A 22,426-nucleotide genomic window follows, 5' to 3' on the forward strand; every position below is an offset into this window, starting at 1 on the left:
CCAACGCTTGCGTTTTATTGGCGATGGTATTCTATGACCAAATTTAAGGCAAAAAAAAGCCCGTGTTGAATGATCAACACGGGCTTTTGGGATAAGCGCCTGGCAATTCCCTACTTTCACATGGCAAAGTGCCACACTATCATCGGCGCTAAGCGGTTTCACTTCCGAGTTCGGGATGGGATCGGGTGGGACACGCTCGCTATGGTCACCAGGCAAACCGGTTACAGCAGGTTCAAGGTTTCAGCGGCCAGGTTAAAGGCTATTTTCTTTAACCCTAATCCGGCTTAGCTATCGAGCCTACTCAAAACTCTTTACTTCAGGTGTTTTCGGTCTTATCGGGTTTTCAGCTCTGGTAGCCCAGCCTTCGGCCTTGCTTCTGTCACCTTTACCCTTGTTTCTTTCACCTGTTTTTTTGGAAATCTGTACACGCTTTTCGTTCTCTCGCTTTAGCGATTGTCGGCTGTTGGATAACACCGTCGGTGCAAACCGATTGGGTGTTATATGGTCAAGCCTCACGGGCAATTAGTATCAGTTAGCTTCATACATTACTGCACTTCCACACCTGACCTATCAACCTGATCGTCTCTCAGGGCCCTTCAGGGGACTCACGGTCCCAGTGAGATCTCATCTTGGGAGAGGCTTCCCGCTTAGATGCTTTCAGCGGTTATCCCGTCCGATCATAGCTACCCGGCAATGCCACTGGCGTGACAACCGGAACACCAGAGGATCGTCCACTCCGGTCCTCTCGTACTAGGAGCAGCTTCCCTCAAATCTCAAACGCCCACGGCAGATAGGGACCGAACTGTCTCACGACGTTCTGAACCCAGCTCGCGTACCACTTTAAATGGCGAACAGCCATACCCTTAGGACCTGCTTCAGCCCTAGGATGTGATGAGCCGACATCGAGGTGCCAAACACCGCCGTCGATATGAACTCTTGGGCGGTATCAGCCTGTTATCCCCGGAGTACCTTTTATCCGTTGAGCGATGGCCCTTCCATTCAGAACCACCGGATCACTAAGACCTACTTTCGTACCTGCTCGACTTGTCCGTCTCGCAGTCAAGCGTGCTTTTGCCTTTACACTCATCGCATGATTTCCGACCATGCTGAGCACACCTTCGTGCTCCTCCGTTACTCTTTGGGAGGAGACCGCCCCAGTCAAACTACCCACCAGACACTGTCCCCAATCCGGATTACGGACCTAGGTTAGAACTTCAAACATACCAGGGTGGTATTTCAAGGTCGGCTCCACACCAACTGGCGTTGATGCTTCACAGCCTCCCACCTATCCTACACAAATAGGTTCAAAGTCCAGTGTCAAGCTATAGTAAAGGTTCACGGGGTCTTTCCGTCTAGCCGCGGGTACACTGCATCTTCACAGCGATTTCAATTTCACTGAGTCTCGGGTGGAGACAGTGTGGCCATCGTTACGCCATTCGTGCAGGTCGGAACTTACCCGACAAGGAATTTCGCTACCTTAGGACCGTTATAGTTACGGCCGCCGTTTACCGGGGCTTCGATCAAGAGCTTCCCCCTCACCTAGATTATCTATGCTGTCTCGTATCCGCTCTTTTAAGCTATGATACGCTTTACCACTACGCTTTAGTCGACCTTCTCGCCTCTTCGCCGCCTGCTCTGTCAAGTAGGCTTCATAATAAGAAACTATCCAGTCTTGTGCTTTTTTAGTCGATTTGTTTTCGCCTTGCTGATGTTGCCACAGACGCATTTTTAAATCTTCTGTCGAACCCAGATAAAATTCATCTTCCGTCCGACTGTACAGTACATAAACGTAATACATGGTTCTAAATAATCTAGGTGAGGGGTAACCCCATCAATTAACCTTCCGGCACCGGGCAGGCGTCACACCCTATACGTCCTCTTTCGAGTTTGCAGAGTGCTATGTTTTTGCTAAACAGTCGCAGCCACCAGTTTAATGCTACCCTCTTCAGCTCCATCCGCAAGGGACTTCACCTAACAAGGGCGTACCTTCTCCCGAAGTTACGGTACCATTTTGCCTAGTTCCTTCACCCGAGTTCTCTCAAGCGCCTTAGAATTCTCATCCCACCCACCTGTGTCGGTTTAGGGTACGGCCGCAGATAACCTGATGCTTAGAGGTTTTTCTTGGAAGCAGGGCATCAATCACTTCGTCTCCCTATAGGGAAACTCGTCGTTACGTCTCAGGATTGATCCTCCGGATTTGCCTAAAGGATCTCCCTACGCGCTTAAACTGTCACTTCCAACCGACAGCTGACCTAGCCTTCTCCGTCACCCCATCGCAGTTACCTCCGGTACAGGAATATTAACCTGTTTTCCATCGACTACGCCTTTCGGCCTCGCCTTAGGTGCCGACTAACCCTGCGTCGATTAGCGTTGCGCAGGAAACCTTGGGTTTTCGGCGTGGGGGTTTTTCACCCCCATTATCGTTACTCATGTCAGCATTCGCACTTCTGATACCTCCAGCCGACTTCTCAATCGACCTTCGCAGGCGTACAGAACGCTCCTCTACCACCTTACTTACGTAAGATCCGTAGCTTCGGTACTATGCTTAGCCCCGGTGAATCTTCCGCGCAAGCCGACTCGACCAGTGAGCTATTACGCTTTCTTTAAAGGATGGCTGCTTCTAAGCCAACCTCCTGGCTGTCTGGGCCTTCTCACATCGTTTCCCACTGAGCATAGATTTGGGGACCTTAGCTGACGGTCTGGGCTGTTTCCCTTTTCACGACGGACCTTATCACCCGCCGTGTGTCTCCCGTGCTCGCACTTGTTGGTATTCGGAGTTTGCATCGGGTTGGTAAGTCGAGATGACCCCCTAGCCGAAACAGTGCTCTACCCCCAACAGTGATACACGAGGCGCTACCTAAATAGCTTTCGAGGAGAACCAGCTATCTCCGGGCTTGATTAGCCTTTCACTCCGATCCACAACTCATCCGAATCCTTTTCAACGGATCCCGGTTCGGTCCTCCAGTTGGTATTACCCAACCTTCAACCTGGTCATGGATAGATCGCCCGGTTTCGGGTCTAATCCCAGCGACTATGACGCCCTATTCAGACTCGCTTTCGCTACGCCTCCCCTATCCGGTTAAGCTTGCCACTGAGATTAAGTCGCTGACCCATTATACAAAAGGTACGCAGTCACCCAGCACCTAAATTGCTCTATGTACTAAGTCCACAATGTTGATTAAAACGTTGTGATTATACCTGCCTGATTGCCCCTAATTGGAATTTAGGTGCTGGGCAGGCCCCTTAGTTGTTTTATTTTGGCTTTCCCAAAATATTGACATTGTTCGATGGCCTTTTTGTCAATTTTGCGGGGTTTACCCAGAACCTAAATTCTTCAACTTAGCTACTGAATTCAATTTCCCATCAAAATTCTTTCTATTCCGCCACTCTCAACGCCTAAAACAATTTAGGTGCTGGGCTCCTACTGCTTGTACGCATACGGTTTCAGGTTCTATTTCACTCCGATCTCCTCGGTTCTTTTCGCCTTTCCCTCACGGTACTGGTTCACTATCGGTCGATAAGGAGTATTTAGCCTTGGAGGATGGTCCCCCCATATTCAGACAAGGTTTCACGTGCCCCGTCCTACTCGTTTTCACACCCAGCAAATTTTCGTATACGCGGCTATCACGCTGTATCGCCAGACTTTCCAGACTGTTCTACTAATTTGCTCAATGCTTAAGGGCTGCTCCCCGTTCGCTCGCCGCTACTAAGGGAATCTCGGTTGATTTCTTTTCCTCCGGGTACTTAGATGTTTCAGTTCCCCGGGTTCGCTTCCTACACCTATGTATTCAATGCAGGATGACCAGGTTATCCTGGCCGGGTTGCCCCATTCGGAAATCCGCGGATCAAAGTTAGTTTGCAAACTCCCCGCGGCTTATCGCATGCTACTACGTCCTTCGTCGCCTCTTATCGCCTAGGCATCCACCGTATGCGCTTATTCACTTGACCATATAACCCCAATCAGTCTGACCGGTCTCGCGCTACTTTTCGGTAGTGTTTGATTCGGTTCAGGACTGCGGCGTTATTTGTCAGCTGACATTTTCGCTTTCTGCTTGAGAACTCATTCACGTCGCTTCCGGTTCGTCTGGGTTGTCCGCTGTCTTCGCCTTGCGGCGTGGACAGTGACAAGCCTTGCTTTACCGTCTGTTTCGGTGAACTTGTTTTGTGTATCTTCTCGGTTTAAATTGCTTTAAACGCTGAAGTTACAGTGTACAGATTTCCAAGTTGTTAAAGAGCTATTACTGACGTTGTTTCCGTCACCAATGCTATACCGTCTGTGAGGCTTTTCGCCGTTCAAACGGTATAGCATTGGTGGAGCCAGGGAGGATCGAACTCCCGACCTCCTGCGTGCAAGGCAGGCGCTCTCCCAGCTGAGCTATGGCCCCTTTGGGGTTCGTGCAAACTAATCTCGGCTAGCTTGACGGGCGGTCCTTCCGCTTCCAGGCTTGCGCCGCGTTGGTGGGCCTGGGAGGATTTGAACCTCCGACCTCACCCTTATCAGGGGTGCGCTCTAACCAACTGAGCTACAGGCCCAGGCTCGTGACGTCTTCGATCAAAATAATTTGTTGTGGGCACTCATGACGAACGCTTGCTGTCTTTGTAAGGAGGTGATCCAGCCCCAGGTTCCCCTAGGGCTACCTTGTTACGACTTCACCCCAGTCATGAATCACAAAGTGGTAAGCGCCCTCCCGAAGGTTAAACTACCTACTTCTTTTGCAACCCACTCCCATGGTGTGACGGGCGGTGTGTACAAGGCCCGGGAACGTATTCACCGCGACATTCTGATTCGCGATTACTAGCGATTCCGACTTCATGCAGTCGAGTTGCAGACTGCAATCCGGACTAGGACCGGCTTTCTGGGATTTGCTGACTCTCGCGAGTTCGCTGCCCTCTGTACCGGCCATTGTAGCACGTGTGTAGCCCTACCCATAAGGGCCATGATGACTTGACGTCGTCCCCACCTTCCTCCGGTTTATCACCGGCAGTCTCCCTAGAGTTCCCACCATGACGTGTTGGCAACTAAGGATAAGGGTTGCGCTCGTTACGGGACTTAACCCAACATCTCACGACACGAGCTGACGACAGCCATGCAGCACCTGTCTCAGAGTTCCCGAAGGCACTCTACGATCTCTCACAGATTCTCTGGATGTCAAGGGTAGGTAAGGTTCTTCGCGTTGCATCGAATTAAACCACATGCTCCACCGCTTGTGCGGGCCCCCGTCAATTCATTTGAGTTTTAACCTTGCGGCCGTACTCCCCAGGCGGTCAACTTAATGCGTTAGCTGCACCACTAAGTCTTAATAAAGACCCAACGGCTAGTTGACATCGTTTACGGCGTGGACTACCAGGGTATCTAATCCTGTTTGCTACCCACGCTTTCGTACCTCAGCGTCAGTTTTAGGCCAGAGAGCCGCCTTCGCCACTGGTGTTCCTTCCGATCTCTACGCATTTCACCGCTACACCGGAAATTCCACTCTCCTCTCCTAAACTCAAGTTAACCAGTATCAAATGCCGTTCCCAGGTTAAGCCCGGGGCTTTCACATCTGACTTAATTAACCACCTACGCACGCTTTACGCCCAGTAATTCCGATTAACGCTCGCACCCTCCGTATTACCGCGGCTGCTGGCACGGAGTTAGCCGGTGCTTCTTCTATAGGTAATGTCAAGGCATCAGCTCTTAACCAACGCTTTTTCCTCCCTATTGAAAGTGCTTTACAACCCTCAGGCCTTCTTCACACACGCGGTATTGCTGGATCAGGCTTGCGCCCATTGTCCAATATTCCCCACTGCTGCCTCCCGTAGGAGTCTGGGCCGTGTCTCAGTCCCAGTGTGGCTGATCGTCCTCTCAGACCAGCTATGGATCGTCGCCTTGGTAGGCCTTTACCCCACCAACTAGCTAATCCAACGCAGGCTCATCTGATAGCGCGAGGTCCGAAGATCCCCCGCTTTCCCCCGTAGGGCGTATGCGGTATTAGCTCGGATTTCTCCGAGTTGTCCCCCACTACCAGGCAGATTCCTACGCGTTACTCACCCGTCCGCCACTCGTCGGCTCCCGAAGGACCGTTACCGTTCGACTTGCATGTGTTAAGCATACCGCCAGCGTTCAATCTGAGCCATGATCAAACTCTTCAGTTCAATATGGTGTGTGACTAAATAAGATCAGTCACCAATCTTGGCTCGACTAAGAATTAAACGTAAACTGCTTGAATTAACGTGTTGTTCTTGCGTCGAATAGCTTTAACCGCTAAGCTATTCACCACAAGCACCCACACAAATTATTTTGATCTGCTTGTTAAAGAGCTGGAAGACTTTCTCTCCCGTTGAGCCCGCCTATTATACAGAAGCAAAACTCAATGTCAAACTTTATTTTCAAGGTTCATTTAATAACTCACACAAACCTTAATTCTTTCAATGGTGCCCAGGGGCAGAATCGAACTGCCGACACGAGGATTTTCAGTCCTCTGCTCTACCGACTGAGCTACCTAGGCACGCCGTGAAAGAAGGCGTATTAAACAGGATTCTTAATCTTGAGTCAAGCCTGTTTTGATCTTTTTTCTGCTGTGACTAATTTATCCATTTAAATCAAACTGATGACTTTTGAAAAAATTCCGAAGCAAACTCCATCGTATACATTCGTCTGTGCACACGGGAATTCATTAGCGAATAATGACAATAGAGACAAACCACAACTACTTCACCTAAACCGTTTTTTTGCTCTTAATAAAACATCTTGCTATACCCTTCTTACTTAAAGTTTCGGTGATGCTTAAGGATGCTCCGGAGTGCCCGGCAAAGGCCTTGCCCACATAAGTGCTGGCATAGCGCTTACATGGAGGCATTCACCCAGCACCTAAATTCCATAGGCCATTGGCTATGATTAATGGCTTTAGATCATTTAACCCGGGGTTCACGACGTCCTTTGACTGACCCCAGCGCCGAATTTTGAAGCACGATGGGCATAATTCTTAGAAGTAGCCAAGCAACATCACTTCAAATGTCGAGCAATATTAAACAAGCGCAACCCATTCACACTTTAATATTATGGATACCCAAATTTTAGTACTCAAATCAAACCCGCAGGAACTCATTTGATTTATACTTTCGGGCTGCGTCTATTGAAATTTCAATCGCGCCCCCCATATTCTGTATCATATCCATGTCAACAATTCAGATTCTTTTCCTTATATGGAATAAGACAGGTAGAATTGCCATACTAACTCATTATTGAACCGGGAATTAGAAGTGAACTTCAGAGGAACAACCATTCTTTCCGTCCGACGCGGAGATAAAGTGGTCATTGGCGGTGACGGCCAGGTCACGCTTGGCAACACTGTTATGAAAGGCAACGCACGTAAAGTTCGGCGGCTATATCACGATAAAGTGATCGCTGGCTTCGCCGGCGCTACGGCCGATGCATTTACCTTGTTTGAGCATTTTGAAGGCAAGCTGGAAAAACATCGCGGTAATTTAACTCGCGCAGCCGTTGAAATGGCTAAAGATTGGCGCACCGATCGTGCTTTACGCAGGCTTGAGGCTTTGCTTACAATTGCGGACGCGAAATCCTCTTTGATCATCTCAGGAACCGGAGACGTTATTGAGCCGGAACATGAACTCATAGCTATCGGGTCCGGAGGGCCTTATGCACAATCAGCAGCCCGAGCCCTATTAGAAAATACTCAACTTAGCGCGCGTGAAATCGTTGAACGCTCACTAAATATCGCTGCAGACATATGCATTTATACAAACCATAACCTGCGCATTGAAGAACTCGACGCTGAACCCAAAGAGCCGACCGAATGAGCCAAATGACACCAAGAGAAATCGTCCACGAACTGGACAAACACATCATAGGACAAGCTAATGCCAAACGAGCTGTCGCAATCGCGTTACGTAATCGCTGGCGTCGTAGCCTCGTTAGCGGGATTCTACGCGATGAAATCACCCCAAAAAACATCTTGATGATTGGCCCTACTGGCGTCGGCAAAACTGAAATTGCCAGACGCTTAGCCAAACTAGCGAACGCGCCATTTATTAAAATAGAGGCTACTAAATTTACCGAAGTAGGCTATGTCGGCCGCGACGTTGAATCGATCATTCGCGATCTGGTCGATACCGCGGTAAAAATGACCCGCCAAGAAGAGATGGATAAGGTTCAAAACAGGGCGGCCGATGCCGCTGAAGAGTCCGTACTCGACATCTTGCTACCCAGCGCCAGCGGCGGCATGCTTTCCGAAACCGAGTCGTCCACGCGTCAAAAGATGCGCAAAAAACTACGCGAAGGCGAATTAGACGATAAGGAAGTTGAAATCGATGTCCGAGTTGCCCCGCTCGGCGTTGAAATCATGGCTCCTCCCGGCATGGAAGAAATGACGAGTCAATTACAAGGGATGTTTCAAAATCTCAGTAGCAGCCGAAAAAGTACTCGTAAAATGAAAATCAAGGATGCTTTGAAAGTACTGCAAGAAGAAGAAGCCGCCAAACTGGTCAACGAAGAAGATATCAAGCTGCGCGCCGTTGAATCCGTGGAACAAAACGGCATCGTGTTCTTAGACGAAATCGATAAAATTTGTAAACGATCCGAAATGGGTAGCGGTGGCGGAGAGGTTTCCCGAGAAGGCGTTCAACGTGATTTGTTACCACTGGTTGAAGGCAGTACGGTCAGCACCAAATACGGCACAATCAAAACCGATCATATTTTATTCATTGCCTCAGGCGCCTTTCATTTGACCAAACCATCGGATCTCATTCCAGAATTGCAGGGCCGTTTTCCTATTCGAGTTGAACTTGACGCCCTAACCGCCGATGACTTTGTACGAATTCTGACAGAACCGGACGCCTCATTGACTGAGCAATACCAAGCTTTATTAGCTACCGAGGGAGTATTGCTAAACTTTTCTCAAGAGGGCATTCAACGCATTGCCGAATTAGGCTGGCAAGTCAATGAAACAACGGAAAATATTGGCGCAAGAAGGCTGCATACCCTATTAGAGCGCTTACTGGAGGAAATATCCTTTAACGCACCTGACTTAAACGAACAATCGATTACAATTGACGCAGGCTACGTCGACGCCCATCTTGCCGAGTTAGCTCAGGATGAAGACTTAAGCCGATACATACTATAGGCGGACTGTGAACTTATGCGCCTGACCTTACAAGAAATAGACACAACACCGACCGAAATCAAGTTACACCAGAATTCACGAATTTTGGAAATTAGTTTCGATGACGGGCACACCTTTTCGTTGCCTTATGAATATCTTCGCGTATACACGCCTTCGGCGGAAGCGGTAGGCCATGGACCCGGCCAGGAGATATTACAAATAGGCAAGGAAAACGTCACTATCAACGAACTTAAACCGGTCGGCAATTACGCGATAACCCCGGTTTTTAGCGACGGCCATAAAACGGGCATTTACACTTGGCCGCTACTTTATAAATTAGGCTTGGAATACAAGGAGCTATGGGCTGCGTACTTGGACAAACTGGAAGCGGCTGGACAACCACGTCATCAGTAACCCAAAATCTCCCTCCGATATTATGCGAGCATTCTCGATGCCGAGACAGTCATGCGGCTTAAGATTTTGCCTACTTAAGCCCTTGTCTTCGGATCAATAACCTTGCTTTCGACTAAATTCGATCACTGATTAGCGCCTAACCGGAAAAAAAACATGACTAACGAAAACACAACACATTTCGGCTTCAAACAAGTCGCTAAGGAAGAAAAAGTTCAAATGGTCCGGAGTGTCTTCGACTCCGTTGCCGGCAAATACGATATCATGAACGATTTAATGTCGTTCGGCATTCATCGCATTTGGAAACGCATCGCAGTACAACTTAGTAATGTCCGTAGCGGCGAAAGTGTACTTGACCTAGCCGGTGGCACCGGCGACCTAACAATGCTCTTCGAAAAACGCGTCGGCAAAAAAGGGCAAGTAGTCCTTGCAGACATCAACGCAGAAATGCTGCGTAATGGTCGCGATCGCCTGATTGACCACGGCATCATCGGCAATATTCGCTTCGCCCAGGTCAATGCCGAATGCCTGCCTTTCGAGGACAACTCTTTCGACTGCGTTTGTATCGGCTTCGGGTTGCGCAATGTTACCGACAAAGACGCTGCATTAAGATCGATGTATCGCGTGCTAAAGCCGGGCGGAAGGGTCATCGTGCTGGAATTTTCCCACCCGACCGACAAATTGACCGAAAAGGTTTATGACTTTTATTCATTCAACTTGATGCCCAAAATCGGAAAGTTCGTCGCAAAAGACGAAGAGAGCTACCGGTATTTAGCCGAATCGATCCGCATGCATCCGAAACAAGACGACCTCAAAAAAATGATGGAAAACGCGGGACTTGAACGCTGTGAATATTTTAATTTAACTCAAGGCATCGTGGCGGTACATAGAGGCTATAAAATATAATAATGCCGCCCCCTAATTTAATGACGATTCACTCATGACCGTAAACCCCCTTCTGCTTAGCGTTTTCGAAACCGCCTTGAATCGCTTCGTCGCACTTGACCGCGATGCCAGTTATTTATTGGCGCCGCTATCCGGCAAAGTGATCGGCATCACCATCCTGCCGTTCAATGAAACCCTCTATCTTTGCCCTTCGGACACCGTTATTCAGGTCTTAGACGACTACCCAGCCCCGACAGATGCTTTATTGACCGGCACGGCACTAGCATTCGGCGCAAAAGGCTTGGGAAGCACATTATTCGACGGCTCAATCGAAATCAGCGGCGATAGTGAAGTCGGGCATGCATTCATTAGTCTTTTCGAAAAGATAAATATCGACCTCGAAGAACCATTATCGCGTTATACCGGTGACATCATTGCACATCGCATAGGTAACTTTTTTCGTACCGGCCAACGCTGGACCGGCGAGATGCTCGAAAGCTTCCGACTCAACCTAACGGAATTTCTTCAGGAGGAAGCTCGAGACTTACCCGCAAAACCAGAGACCGATATTTTCTATCGTAAAATCGGCGACCTGCAAACCGATCTCAACCGATTACAAAACCGCCTCGAAAATCTTGAGATTACCTACACCACGCAGCCTTAACCCTATACTTAAACCAAGTCTTTAACTCATCTACGACAATATTACTACAAGGTAACTCAGTGATCCGCCCCAAAATTTTGCTGCGCTTGATTCACATCAACTGGGTCCTGGTCTTCCACGGCCTTGATGAAATTGTCCTCAAAACGCATTTATTCCGCCCTATTCGGTATTTTGCCTTCTTATCCCCTACCTTTTGGCTAAGGCGTGGAACAGAAGCGCGCGGCGTCAGAATTCGTCGCGCACTCGAAGATTTAGGCCCCATCTATGTAAAATTCGGTCAAGCCTTATCTACCCGTAAGGATCTACTACCTGAAGATATCGCGGATGAACTGGTCAAGTTACAAGATAAAGTTCCTCCGTTTTCCAGTAGTATCGCTCGGGCGATTATCGAAAAAGAATTGGGAATACCGATCAGCGAGGCTTTCGCCGAATTCGACGACGAGCCGTTAGCGTCGGCCTCGGTCGCACAAGTGCATACTGCCGTGTTAAATAGCGGTGAACAGGTCATCGTCAAAGTATTACGACCCGACATCGAACAGCGCATACAATCCGATGTAGGCTTGCTATACGAATTAGCTCGTTTTGCCGAACGTTTTTGGAGCGACGCCCGACGATTAAGGCCTCGGGAAGTTGTCATGGAATTCGAGAAATCGACACTCGATGAACTCGACTTAGTCAGAGAAGCCGGCAACGCCGCTAAATTGCGCCGTAATTTCGAAAACTCGGAAATGATTTATGTGCCGGAAGTCCATTGGCCGTTGACTCGCCAAAAGGTCATGGTCATGGAACGCATCAAAGGCATACCGGTCGGCAACATCGAACAATTGCGAGCCGGCAACGCCGACTTCAAGCTACTTGCCGAACGCGGCGTCGAAATTTTTTTCACGCAAGTCTTTCGCGATAATTTTTTTCATGCCGACATGCATCCCGGCAATATTTTCGTCGAACTCCCTGCCAAATACCTCGCTGTCGATTTCGGCATCGTCGGCACTTTGTCAGAATCCGATCAGCGTTACTTGGCCGAAAACTTTCTAGCCTTTTTCAATCGGGATTACCGCCGGGTTGCGCAAATGCATGTTGAATCCGGCTGGGTTCCCGGAACGACGCGTGTCGAAGACTTTGAATCGGCAATCCGAAGTGTTTGCGAACCGATTTTCGAAAAACCGCTCAAGGATATCTCTTTCGGACACTTATTGCTGCGTTTGTTTCAAACCGCCCGGCGCTTCGACATGCATGTTCAACCACAACTGGTGCTACTGCAAAAAACCCTGCTTAATATTGAAGGACTCGGCCGCCAACTTTATCCTGAACTAGATTTATGGCAAACCGCGAAACCATTTCTGGAAAAATGGTTTCACGAACGTCTAGGCCCGAAAGCCAAAATACAAAAAGCCTTGCAACAGTTTCCCGAACTCGCAGAGCAATTCCCGGAAATCCCGGCACTGGTTATCAAGGCATTGAACGACGCAGGTCATGCCCGCGCGCAAATGGATCAACAAAACCGCGAATTGCATTTATTACGCAAACAAATCGAACGTAACCAAAATACCACATTGACTACGATTTTGATCGGCGCGGCAATGATAGGCGCCGCTATTTTGCTACAATAATACAACTTTAGATCACGCGACTAATTTGCCATATTCATCTCGGAGCAGTGTGGATTTTTGCTCCGTGCAATATCCGCATTCACCTTGCAACTAAACTCCATAGGTCATTAGCTATGAATCGAAATCATCCATAATTTAGGCGCGAAGGCCTCGGCGTCCTTTGACGAGCTTACAGCGCATAAATTTGATTAGGAATATGCACAAAGTAACTTATACAAGTAGTAGGCTTTGTGGCGGTTTGGTGACTCGCTTGACAGGACGCCGTGAATACGTCCATGTAGGCTTGACGGCGGCTATCCCTGCCGCCGACACCTGTCAATCGAGCCACCACCCCCCCTCCAACAGTTGTCTAAGTTATTTCATGCTCGTTCCTTAGCTACATTTTAAACCCTATCTCAACTCAGCATCAGGAGCCAAACATATGTCGATAAAAAAAATGGTCGATCTGGACTTATCAAGTAAACGCGTATTGATTCGTGAAGACTTAAATGTCCCCATCAAAAACGGGAAAGTGGCTAGCGACATCCGCATACAAGCCAGCCTGCCCACTATTAAACACGCCTTATCAGCCGGTGCCGCAGTCATTCTGATGTCGCACTTAGGCCGTCCCGAAGAAGGCATTTACAGCGAAGAAGCCTCGATGAAACCGGTTGCCGAACATTTGCAAGGCTTACTTGGCAGACCCGTACGCCTAGAAAAAGACTGGATCGACGGTATCGAAATACAGCCGGGTGAAGTGGTTTTATGCGAAAACGTACGCTTCAATAAAGGCGAAGGGAAAAACAGCGAAGAGCTTGGCAAAAAAATGGCTGCCCTATGCGATATTTTTGTAATGGACGCATTCGGCACCGCACATCGAGCCCAAGCGTCCACGCACAGCGTTGCGCAATTTGCACCGATCGCTTGCGCCGGCCCCTTATTAGCTAAAGAATTGGACGCCTTAGGCAAAGCATTGGAAAGCCCAGACCGGCCTCTGGTCGCAATCGTAGGCGGCTCGAAGGTTTCGACCAAGCTCACCGTACTCGAATCCCTATCGCAAAAAGTCGACCGACTCATCGTCGGTGGCGGTATTGCCAATACCTTTATTGCTGCCGCCGGATTTCCGGTAGGAAAATCCCTTTATGAAGCCGATTTAATCGATGAAGCAAACCGATTGATGGATCAAGCCAAACGTAACGGAGCTGAAATCCCGGTGCCGGTCGATGTGGTTTGCGCAAAAGAGTTTTCGGAAAACGCCGCCGCAACAGTCAAAAAAGTCGCCGATGTTCAAGACGACGATTTGATTATGGATATCGGCCCTGAAACTGCCGCGCTTTATGCCGACATTTTAAAATCGGCCGGCACAATCGTGTGGAACGGTCCGGTCGGGGTTTTCGAATTCGATCAATTCGGTGGCGGCACCGAAGCCCTATCCAAAGCCATTGCCGACAGCAGTGGCTTTTCAATTGCCGGCGGTGGTGATACGCTAGCGGCAATCGACAAATATGGCATCGAAGAAAAAGTATCCTACGCTTCGACCGGCGGCGGCGCTTTTCTTGAATTTTTGGAGGGCAAAGAATTACCGGCCGTAGCCGTTTTAAAACAACGCGCTTAAAAACTCCTAGGCAACCGATAACTCGTAGAGGCATGATTTCGGTAAAAATTTATCGCATCTTCGGAATTACTGCCTGCCTAAGCTTAACACCACTGTCTCAGCCTCTCGCGACTGTTACAAATCGTTCGTAATTTGAACTGCAAAAGAGTTATCAGAGTCTTTTATTGAAACGCTGATTTAATCAGCGTTTCCTTTTATAATAAATGCCCTTTTTCATCCGGTCTATAGGCCGGTATTTATTGTTTTACAGGATCACCATGGCCAGAGTTACTATTGAAGACTGCCTTGAGCACGTCGAAAACCGTTTTAAACTGGTGTTGTTAGCCAGCAAACGCGCCCGCCAATTGGGCAAGGGCGCGGAAGAATTTATCCCGCGCGGCAAAGACAAAGACACCGTACTCGCCTTGCGCGAAATTGCAGCGGGACATGTCAATGCCAATAACATCAATCTTTTGCATCGAACCGGCGACGATACCGAAGTCGATTTAACACTCTAATAAAGCCATGTTACAACTAGCTGACAGTCTCGAACTCGAACGTCCTCAGGATAAACTGATCCGGCGTTTATGCTCGACTCTGGAAAGCTATATGGACCAAGCCCAAATCAACGATATCTGCAGGGCCTATCAGTATGGCGCGGAGGCGCATGCAGGCCAGTTTAGAAAGAGCGGAGAAGCTTACATTTGCCATCCTATCGCCGTAGCAATCAGCCTGGCGGAAATGCGCATGGATGCGAAAGGCATCATGGCAGCGCTACTGCATGATGTCATCGAAGACACGCACGCCAGCAAAGATGACCTCGGCCGCTTGTTTAGCATGGAAGTGGCCGAACTGGTCGACGGCGTTACAAAGCTGAGCAAAATCGATAGCAAATCGCGGGCCGAAGCTCAGGCGGAAAATGTCCGAAAAATGTTTTTGGCCATGACCAAGGATTTGCGTGTCATCATGGTCAAACTAGCCGATCGTCTGCATAACATGCAAACCTTAGGCTCGATGCCACCTGAAAAAAAACGCCGCATCGCTCGAGAAACACTGGATATTTATGCGCCCATCGCCAACCGACTGGGCATGAACCATATCCGCCATCAATTGGAATCCCTCGGATTTAAAGCCTTATACCCCGGTCGACATGCGGTCTTAAAAAATGCCGTCAAAAAAGCTCGAGGGAATCGAAGAGAAATCGTCGAAATCATCCAGAATTCGATTAAAAACCGCCTACGCGAAGCCGGCTTGGAATGCGAAGTCGAAGGGCGTGAAAAGAATCTTTATAGCATTTATCAAAAAATGCTGAACAAAAAAATATCCTTTGCCGACGTGTTCGACGTTTATGCCTTTAGAATTCTTTGCGATCAGCCCGACACCTGCTATCGCGCACTGGGCATCGTACATAATCTGTATAATCCGGTCCCCGGACGATTCAAGGATTATATCGCACTATCCAAGGCCAATGGCTACCAGTCTCTGCATACCATATTGATCGGCCCTTACGGCGTCCCTATTGAAATTCAAATCAGAACTCATGAAATGCACCGAATGTCGGAATCGGGCATTGCCGCGCATTGGCTTTATAAATCCGATAGCGATAAAGCGGATAGCGAAAAAACCGAGCATGCCCAAGCCCGAGCTAATGAATGGCTGCGCGAATTACTGGAGATTCACAAGTCGGCCGGTAACTCCATGGAGTTTATCGACAATCTCAAAATCGATCTTTACCCCCAAGAAGTCTTCGTATTCACGCCTCAAGGCGGTATTATCAAATTGCCACGCGGCGCGACGATCGTCGACTTCGCTTATGCGGTACATACCGATATCGGCAATTCCTGCGTCTCGGCTCGGGTCGATAAACAACTGGTGCCGTTGCAAACGCAACTCGAAAACGGCTTAACCGTCGAAGTCATCACCACATCTTGGGCTCGCCCCAATCCGCTCTGGTTAAACTATGTCGTCACCGCGAAGGCTCGCAGCAGCATCCGCGCCTATCTGAAGAACTTTAAACAACAAGAAGCGATCAACCTCGGACGCCGCCTCCTGGAAAAGGAATTACAAGGCATGAACTTACAATTGGACACCATTCCATCGGAACGCGTGAACAAACTTTTGGAGGTGTTGTCGGTCAACTCGATGGACGCCTTACTCGAAGACATTGGACTCGGTAATAAAATGCCGTTTTTGGTCGCCAAACGCTTGAGTCAAGACGACATCTCGTCGGCGGTTAGACTCGACGATAACGAACAAGGCGTCAACAGCCCGCTAATTATCAAAGGCACGGAAGGCATGGTCGTCACACTGGCCAAATGTTGTCGCCCGATACCGGGCGATTCGATCGTCGGTTTTTTCAACCCCGGACGCGGCATCGTCGTTCATCATCATGAATGCAGAAACAGCAGCGATTCGAGAAAAAAACAAACCGGTTGGCTGGATGTCGAATGGAGCAAGGATACCAGTGGAGAATTTCCGGCTGAAATTCGCATCGAGATACTCAATCAACGAGGAACGCTCGCGACTATCGCTGCAACCATTTCAGAAATGGATTCGAATATCGAAAACGTCACGGTAGTCGATCAGGACGACCGAGTCTCGGTCGATTTGATCACACTCACCGTTAAAGATCGAGTTCATTTAGCCAATATTATGAGGCGCCTGAAAAAATTGACGATCGTTCTAAAGATTACGCGAGTCAAGGCCTAGATAAAAACTCAAACTAAAATCCTACTCATGAACAAAAAAATCATCCATACCCAGGACGCGCCACAAGCCATCGGCACTTATTCGCAAGCCGTTAAAGTCGACAATACCGTTTACTTATCCGGTCAAATCCCCTTGAACCCTAAAACCATGGACGTTGTCTCGGAAGACATTCGTAACCAAATCACCCAAGTGTTCCATAACTTGAAAGCGGTCGCATTAGCGGCTGGCGGCGATTTAACGGATATCGTCAAATTGAATGTTTATTTAACCGACCTCTCCAATTTCCCAATTGTCAACGAAGTCATGGGCGAATTCATCAGCGAACCCTACCCGGCCCGTGCCGCGATCGGAGTCGCTGCATTACCGAAAGGTGTTGGCGTAGAAATTGACGCGGTCATGCATTTACGTAACGAACTCTATCCGGCATAAAACCGACACTCTACGATGGACCGTACCGATCCGCTTGATCAATCGGTCGCTTCATTGGGCGGCATCGGCAAGCAAACGGCAAGCAAGCTAGAAAAGCTGGGCATCCGAACCTGTCAGGATCTTATCTTCCACCTCCCCCACCGCTATGAGGATAGAACTCGAATCCAAGCAATTGGCGCCCTAAAACCGGGGGTGACTGCCTTGATCAAAGGCAAAGTCGAATTAACCGACACGCTGCTGCGAGGCCGTAAAAGCCTGATCTGCCGAATCGGCGACGGCACCGGGTTTATTAGTCTACGTTTTTTTCATTTTAGCGCCGCGCAACTGACGCAGCTGAGCCCGGGAACCTACCTCAGTTGTTTCGCGGAAGTGCGTCACGGCTATGCGGGCTTAGAAATGATCCATCCCGACTATAAAATCCTCAACAATCCCGAACAAACGGTCACCGAAGACACCTTAACGCCGGTTTATCCGCTGACCGAAGGCTTAAGCCAATCCTTACTTAGAAAAGCGATCAAACAAACGTTAAACCTGCATCTTAAACACTTGACCGATTGGTTGCCGGAATCGCTTTTACAGCGTTTCCATTATCCTACGCTAATAGAGGCCATCAACTTCCTGCATGCCCCAAGCGAACAGATGACCGCCGAGACATTACTCCAAAACGATAATCCGGCGCGAAAACGGTTAGCCTTTGAAGAACTGTTAAGTCATCATCTCAGTTTGAGAGTCGTCCGTGAACAAGCCCGCGCACAGCCTGCCCCTCCTTTTACTATTGACGAGATTACCCGTCGGCATTTTCTAAAATCGCTGCCGTTCCAACTAACCGGTGCGCAACAACGCGTTATTACTGAAATCGAAGCCGATTGCAGTCAACAACAACCCATGTTACGCCTGGTACAGGGCGATGTCGGCTCCGGCAAAACCGTCGTTTCGGCATACGCCGCCTTACTAGCCTTGGCAACGGGATATCAAGTCGCGGTCATGGCGCCGACTGAATTGCTGGCCGAACAACATTTTCGAAATTTTAGCGCATGGTTCGACAGTTTTCAGACTCAAATCATCTTCTTGACCGGGCAAATCAAAGGTAATGCCCGAAAGGCCTCGCTCGAAACGCTTGAAGACGGCTCTACCGGCATCGTGATAGGCACGCACGCCCTGTTTCAAGAGTCCGTCACCTTTAAAAAACTGGGGTTGATCGTCATCGACGAACAGCACCGCTTCGGCGTGCATCAACGTATGGCGCTCAGAGACAAAGGCCGTAACGCAGGCATTCGTCCGCATCAACTGGTCATGACCGCCACACCGATCCCGCGAACCCTGGCTATGCTACAATACTCGGACCTGGATATCTCGATCATCGACGAATTACCGCCCGGCAGAAAGCCCATCATCACTAGCGTCATTCCCTCCGAACGCCGCGAAGAAGTCATAGCCCGTATCGGTCACTGGGTCGCTCAAAAACGGCAAGCCTACTGGGTCTGCACCTTGATCGAGGAATCCGAGGCCTTACAATGCGAAGCCGCCGAAAAAACCGCTGAACTACTCACCCAAGTATTACCGGACATTCGTATTGGATTGGTACACGGACGTATGAAAGCCGCCGACAAGGATGCTGTGATGCAAAACTTTAAGAACCACCAAATCGATCTTTTAGTCGCGACCACCGTCATCGAAGTTGGCGTGGATGTTCCCAACGCCGGACTCATGATCATCGAAAATCCGGAACGCTTGGGCTTATCCCAACTTCACCAGCTGCGAGGACGGGTAGGCCGGGGCAAAAACGATAGTTATTGTTTGCTACTCTATCAATCCCCTCTCTCCGACACGGCGAGGCATCGACTCGGTATTCTTAGAGATACAAACGACGGCTTTGTGATTGCCGAAAAAGACCTAGAACTACGCGGACCGGGCGAAGTCATGGGTACCCGGCAAACCGGACAAATGCAATTTAAAATCGCCGATTTGGATCGAGACACGGACCTACTGGATAATATCCCAACGATTGCCGAATCGCTGCTACACCATTCCCCCGACGCCGTTCAGCCGTTAATCAAACGTTGGCTCGGAGAAACCGTCAATTACGCCGAGGTATGATACGCTTGTCGATTAAAAGCCTTTTATTAGCACAAGAACCGAACTGGATCGTCAGTCGCCCCGGAGAACACCATACGATTCCGCAGTCAGCGCAATCCTGGATCTACGAACCCGGATCGATCACGCAACGATTGCGCAGCTACTACGGCGATGCCGTCAAAGTAAAAATACTGCTCAATTGCCGGCGCTTGCCTTTTTTAGGCGAACGTAAACGGCTCAAGCTCAATCAGGGACGCTACACCTTAACCCGCGAGGTGTTATTGCATGCCGACGGCAAGCCGCTAGTCTTGGCTCGTACGCTGATTCCGGAAAAAACAATCAAAGCCGCTCGGCGCAACCTAGCCCACCTTGGCACTAAACCGCTAGGAGAAGTGATTTTTTCTTATCCTAAGTTAGCCAGACTGGAAATGGATTTCGCGCTTATCGACCCGCCGCTTTGGACGCCCTTTGCCGTCGACGAAGCCCGTATCGAACAACCGCTCTGGGCAAGAAGAACCGTCTACGCCATCCGCCATAAACCGCTACTGGTTAACGAGTTCTTTTTACCGGAAGTTTTAAACTTGATTTAAATCGAATTCGGCGCAGGCGGATATTGCAAGAACCTTCACCGCCAAGCGCCGAATTTAAAACGCGAGCGCTAGAACCAGTTAGCGCTTACCGAATAGATTAGGGCTTTTCGGTTGAGCTTTTTTTTGCAGACAATGGTATGCCGCGCTTTCGAATTTAATCCTAAGCGACTGTGTATTTTTATTTTCTTTGACGAATAGCTCGGCTTCCTTGGCCGTCAAATCCTTGAGCAAATAAGTCGCGATGCACATGCAAGGCTCGGCAAAACGTTTTCTGTCGAGTTCTTTATTGACTGAATTCTTAACCTCCCTTTCCACACATTGATCGGCAAATTGGTGTTCGAATTGATGCTTGACCAAATCGCTGACTTCGCTCCCATGCGCGTGATCAAACTTAACATGAGCTTTGGTTTTAACGGGCTCCGAAGGTCTCGAAGAAGACTTATCGTCCGAGCATCCGGCGATCAAAAAAAAGCCCGTCAACAAGACGCCCCACACTAGACTAATATTTTTTATATAATGCATTGTTTTGATAATAGTTTTAAAGTTTAGATACTTAAGGCCAAACGAAACAATAATATGATGATTTCATGTCTTTGTATACCCTAGTACAATACGAGCAGCAATTCCCAATTTGGGGATCAAACAGGGTGTGGGGTATGCTTGGCGAGGATGTCGGCAGCAGGGAGCTGCCGTCAAGCCCCCATGGATGGGTTCACGGCGTTCCTCGACAGGGATACCCCACACACTAAATCCAGCGAGAACGCTCAAACTGGGAATTGCTGCAATACGAGTCGAAACCATCAGTCCTTTACAAGTACTTTGACCCGCTCTAATTAAAAAAAATCATGACCCATTCAAACGATCTATTCTCCGCAGCAAAACAATTCATTCCCGGCGGCGTCAATTCGCCGGTTAGATCATTCGGCGGCGTCGGCGGCACCCCGGTTTTCATCGACCATGCTTCCGGCCCTTATGTTTTCGATAGCGAAAACAAGCGTTACATCGATTATGTCGGTTCCTGGGGACCAATGATTTTAGGACACGCCCATCCTGAAGTGATCGCGGCCGTCACTGAAACCGCCCAAAAAGGCCTTAGCTTCGGTGCGCCGACCGAAATTGAAACCCGCATTGCTCAAACCGTCTGCGAACTGATGCCATCGATCGAGTTGGTCAGAATGGTCAGTTCCGGCACGGAAGCGACAATGAGCGCGATTCGCTTAGCCCGAGGCTTCACCGGACGCGATAAAATCGTCAAATTCGAAGGTTGTTATCATGGCCATTCCGACTCGCTTCTAGTCAAGGCCGGCTCGGGCGCACTAACATTCGGCGTGCCGAGTTCGCCGGGCGTTCCTGCGGCTCTGGCGGAAAACACGATCACATTAACCTACAACGATAACGAATCGGTCGTCGAGTTATTCAAACAAATCGGCAACAGCATCGCTTGTATCATAGTCGAACCGGTCGCCGGAAATATGAACTGCATCCCGCCGGCCTCCGGCTTTCTCGAAACGCTACGCCGAGTCTGCGACGAATCCGGCGCGCTATTGATTTTCGACGAAGTAATGACCGGCTTTCGTGTAGGATTGCATGGCGCACAAGGGGTTTACAACATCACGCCCGACCTGACCACGCTCGGTAAAGTCATCGGCGGCGGCATGCCGGTCGGCGCTTTCGGCGGCAAACGACAAGTCATGGACTATCTCGCACCGGTCGGACCGGTTTACCAAGCCGGTACACTCTCGGGCAACCCGGTCGCCATGGCCGCGGGACTGAAAACACTCGAGCTGATTGCGAAACCGAACTTCTACGAAGTTTTAACCGAGAAAACGGCCCGTTTCGTCAATGGCATGAAAGACCGCGCCAGCCAAGCGGGAATTCCGCTTTCAACCAATGTCGTCGGAGGCATGTTCGGCTTGTTTTTCAGCGAAGACAAGCAAATCACTTCGTTCGCACAAGTCGCTCAATGCGATCAAGACCGTTTCAAACGCTTTTTCCACTCAATGCTCGACAATGGCGTCTATTTGGCGCCATCGGCCTTCGAAGCCGGTTTCGTTTCAGCCGCGCATAGTGACGAGATCATCGATGAAACGCTGGATATCGCGGCAAAAGTGTTCAAGACTTTATAAACACGCGGGTTATACTCATCGTAGATGAAAATTCGGCCTCGGGGTGCCCGTCAAAGGACGCCGTGAATACGTCCATGTAGGCTCGACGGCGGCTTTCCCTGCCGCCGACGCCTGTCGGTCGAGCAACCGCACCCTCTCCGGAACCGGCATTGCCAGAACGGAGTTTTGCATATCGAAAAATTAGATAAGGAGTCCGAATCTACGAACTTTCACAGTAAAATCGGTAGTTTCACCATAAAGCACATGCAGTAT

At 49.4% G+C, this 22,426-nt stretch carries 14 protein-coding genes, 3 tRNA genes and 3 rRNA genes; 13 read left to right on the forward strand and 7 right to left on the reverse strand.

Going from position 1 to position 22,426, the window contains the following annotated elements; genetic code table 11:
• Window positions 1–97 precede the first annotated feature (97 nt).
• The 6 genes from rrf to WJM45_RS18480 form a co-directional block, all read right to left on the reverse strand.
• Window positions 98–213: ribosomal RNA gene (rrf, locus tag WJM45_RS18455) — 5S ribosomal RNA — on the reverse strand.
• A 288-nt stretch (window positions 214–501) separates the two neighbouring features.
• Window positions 502–3,948: ribosomal RNA gene (locus tag WJM45_RS18460) — 23S ribosomal RNA — on the reverse strand.
• Between the two features lie 361 nt (window positions 3,949–4,309).
• Window positions 4,310–4,385, reverse strand: a tRNA-Ala gene (locus WJM45_RS18465).
• Window positions 4,386–4,456: 71 nt separating this feature from the next.
• Window positions 4,457–4,533: transfer RNA gene (locus WJM45_RS18470), tRNA-Ile, on the reverse strand.
• A 67-nt stretch (window positions 4,534–4,600) separates the two neighbouring features.
• Window positions 4,601–6,135, reverse strand: a 16S ribosomal RNA gene (locus WJM45_RS18475).
• Together the 16S, 23S and 5S rRNA genes with 3 tRNA genes alongside form the textbook arrangement of a ribosomal RNA operon.
• A gap of 277 nt (window positions 6,136–6,412) precedes the next feature.
• A tRNA-Phe gene (locus WJM45_RS18480) sits at window positions 6,413–6,488 on the reverse strand.
• Between the two features lie 754 nt (window positions 6,489–7,242).
• Between WJM45_RS18480 and hslV the strand changes: the two genes are divergently transcribed.
• The 12 genes from hslV (at window position 7,243) to WJM45_RS18540 (ending at window position 20,048) form a co-directional block, all read left to right on the forward strand.
• Entirely contained in the window at window positions 7,243–7,800 is a 558-nt protein-coding gene (gene hslV, locus WJM45_RS18485; protein ID WP_046061232.1) for an ATP-dependent protease subunit HslV, read from the forward strand.
• Complete coding sequence (hslU, locus tag WJM45_RS18490; RefSeq protein WP_341326498.1) at window positions 7,797–9,122, forward strand: ATP-dependent protease ATPase subunit HslU; 1,326 nt, start codon at window positions 7,797–7,799, stop codon at window positions 9,120–9,122. Before hslV ends, hslU begins: the two co-directional genes overlap by 4 nt.
• 15 nt (window positions 9,123–9,137) lie before the next feature.
• Entirely contained in the window at window positions 9,138–9,515 is a 378-nt protein-coding gene (locus WJM45_RS18495) for a DUF971 domain-containing protein (protein ID WP_341326499.1), read from the forward strand.
• Window positions 9,516–9,668: 153 nt separating this feature from the next.
• Window positions 9,669–10,418, forward strand: a complete 750-nt coding sequence (ubiE, locus tag WJM45_RS18500; protein WP_341326500.1) for a bifunctional demethylmenaquinone methyltransferase/2-methoxy-6-polyprenyl-1,4-benzoquinol methylase UbiE — start codon at window positions 9,669–9,671, stop codon at window positions 10,416–10,418.
• A 34-nt stretch (window positions 10,419–10,452) separates the two neighbouring features.
• The gene (locus WJM45_RS18505; protein ID WP_341326501.1) at window positions 10,453–11,061 is read left to right on the forward strand and encodes an SCP2 sterol-binding domain-containing protein; all 609 of its coding nucleotides are present in this window, start codon (window positions 10,453–10,455) and stop codon (window positions 11,059–11,061) included.
• 59 nt (window positions 11,062–11,120) lie between these two features.
• On the forward strand, window positions 11,121–12,671 hold the full coding sequence (gene ubiB / locus WJM45_RS18510) for a ubiquinone biosynthesis regulatory protein kinase UbiB (RefSeq protein ID WP_341326502.1): 1,551 nt from the start codon (window positions 11,121–11,123) through the stop codon (window positions 12,669–12,671).
• Window positions 12,672–13,092: 421 nt separating this feature from the next.
• Window positions 13,093–14,265, forward strand: coding sequence for a phosphoglycerate kinase (locus WJM45_RS18515; RefSeq protein ID WP_341326503.1), 1,173 nt, complete (start codon window positions 13,093–13,095; stop codon window positions 14,263–14,265).
• A 257-nt stretch (window positions 14,266–14,522) separates the two neighbouring features.
• Complete coding sequence (gene rpoZ, locus WJM45_RS18520) at window positions 14,523–14,762, forward strand: DNA-directed RNA polymerase subunit omega (RefSeq protein WP_341326504.1); 240 nt, start codon at window positions 14,523–14,525, stop codon at window positions 14,760–14,762.
• 91 nt (window positions 14,763–14,853) lie between these two features.
• Window positions 14,854–16,953: a RelA/SpoT family protein gene (locus WJM45_RS18525; protein ID WP_341328975.1), complete on the forward strand. Its 2,100-nt coding sequence runs from the start codon at window positions 14,854–14,856 to the stop codon at window positions 16,951–16,953.
• A gap of 27 nt (window positions 16,954–16,980) precedes the next feature.
• Window positions 16,981–17,382, forward strand: a complete 402-nt coding sequence (locus tag WJM45_RS18530) for a RidA family protein (protein ID WP_017842067.1) — start codon at window positions 16,981–16,983, stop codon at window positions 17,380–17,382.
• A gap of 15 nt (window positions 17,383–17,397) precedes the next feature.
• Window positions 17,398–19,479 carry an ATP-dependent DNA helicase RecG gene (gene recG / locus WJM45_RS18535; RefSeq protein ID WP_341326505.1) on the forward strand — a complete coding sequence of 694 codons (2,082 nt, stop codon included), beginning with the start codon at window positions 17,398–17,400 and terminating at the stop codon, window positions 19,477–19,479.
• Complete coding sequence (locus WJM45_RS18540) at window positions 19,476–20,048, forward strand: chorismate lyase (protein WP_341326506.1); 573 nt, start codon at window positions 19,476–19,478, stop codon at window positions 20,046–20,048. The genes recG and WJM45_RS18540 overlap by 4 nt, the downstream gene beginning before the upstream one ends.
• A 78-nt stretch (window positions 20,049–20,126) precedes the next feature.
• On the opposite strand, the gene WJM45_RS18545 is transcribed toward WJM45_RS18540, so the two are convergent.
• A complete protein-coding gene (locus tag WJM45_RS18545; protein ID WP_014149968.1) occupies window positions 20,127–20,570 on the reverse strand; it encodes a hypothetical protein in 444 nt (147 codons plus the stop codon).
• A 323-nt stretch (window positions 20,571–20,893) separates the two neighbouring features.
• Between WJM45_RS18545 and hemL the strand changes: the two genes are divergently transcribed.
• Complete coding sequence (gene hemL, locus WJM45_RS18550) at window positions 20,894–22,174, forward strand: glutamate-1-semialdehyde 2,1-aminomutase (RefSeq protein WP_341326507.1); 1,281 nt, start codon at window positions 20,894–20,896, stop codon at window positions 22,172–22,174.
• Window positions 22,175–22,426 lie beyond the last annotated feature (252 nt).

Origin of the sequence: Methylotuvimicrobium sp. KM2 (genome assembly GCF_038051925.1) — a bacterium.
Lineage (GTDB): Bacteria > Pseudomonadota > Gammaproteobacteria > Methylococcales > Methylomonadaceae > Methylotuvimicrobium.

Excerpts from the sequence above, each read along its gene's own strand:
- hslU (WP_341326498.1), top strand. The coding sequence starts at position 7,797 with ATGAGCCAAATGACACCAAGAGAAATCGTCCACGAACTGGACAAACAC.
- WJM45_RS18495 (WP_341326499.1), top strand. The coding sequence starts at position 9,138 with ATGCGCCTGACCTTACAAGAAATAGACACAACACCGACCGAAATCAAG.
- ubiE (WP_341326500.1), top strand. The coding sequence starts at position 9,669 with ATGACTAACGAAAACACAACACATTTCGGCTTCAAACAAGTCGCTAAG.
- WJM45_RS18505 (WP_341326501.1), top strand. The coding sequence starts at position 10,453 with ATGACCGTAAACCCCCTTCTGCTTAGCGTTTTCGAAACCGCCTTGAAT.
- WJM45_RS18515 (WP_341326503.1), top strand. The coding sequence starts at position 13,093 with ATGTCGATAAAAAAAATGGTCGATCTGGACTTATCAAGTAAACGCGTA.
- rpoZ (WP_341326504.1), top strand. The coding sequence starts at position 14,523 with ATGGCCAGAGTTACTATTGAAGACTGCCTTGAGCACGTCGAAAACCGT.
- WJM45_RS18525 (WP_341328975.1), top strand. The coding sequence starts at position 14,854 with ATGGACCAAGCCCAAATCAACGATATCTGCAGGGCCTATCAGTATGGC.
- WJM45_RS18530 (WP_017842067.1), top strand. The coding sequence starts at position 16,981 with ATGAACAAAAAAATCATCCATACCCAGGACGCGCCACAAGCCATCGGC.
- recG (WP_341326505.1), top strand. The coding sequence starts at position 17,398 with ATGGACCGTACCGATCCGCTTGATCAATCGGTCGCTTCATTGGGCGGC.
- WJM45_RS18540 (WP_341326506.1), top strand. The coding sequence starts at position 19,476 with ATGATACGCTTGTCGATTAAAAGCCTTTTATTAGCACAAGAACCGAAC.
- WJM45_RS18545 (WP_014149968.1), bottom strand. The coding sequence starts at position 20,570 with ATGCATTATATAAAAAATATTAGTCTAGTGTGGGGCGTCTTGTTGACG.
- hemL (WP_341326507.1), top strand. The coding sequence starts at position 20,894 with ATGACCCATTCAAACGATCTATTCTCCGCAGCAAAACAATTCATTCCC.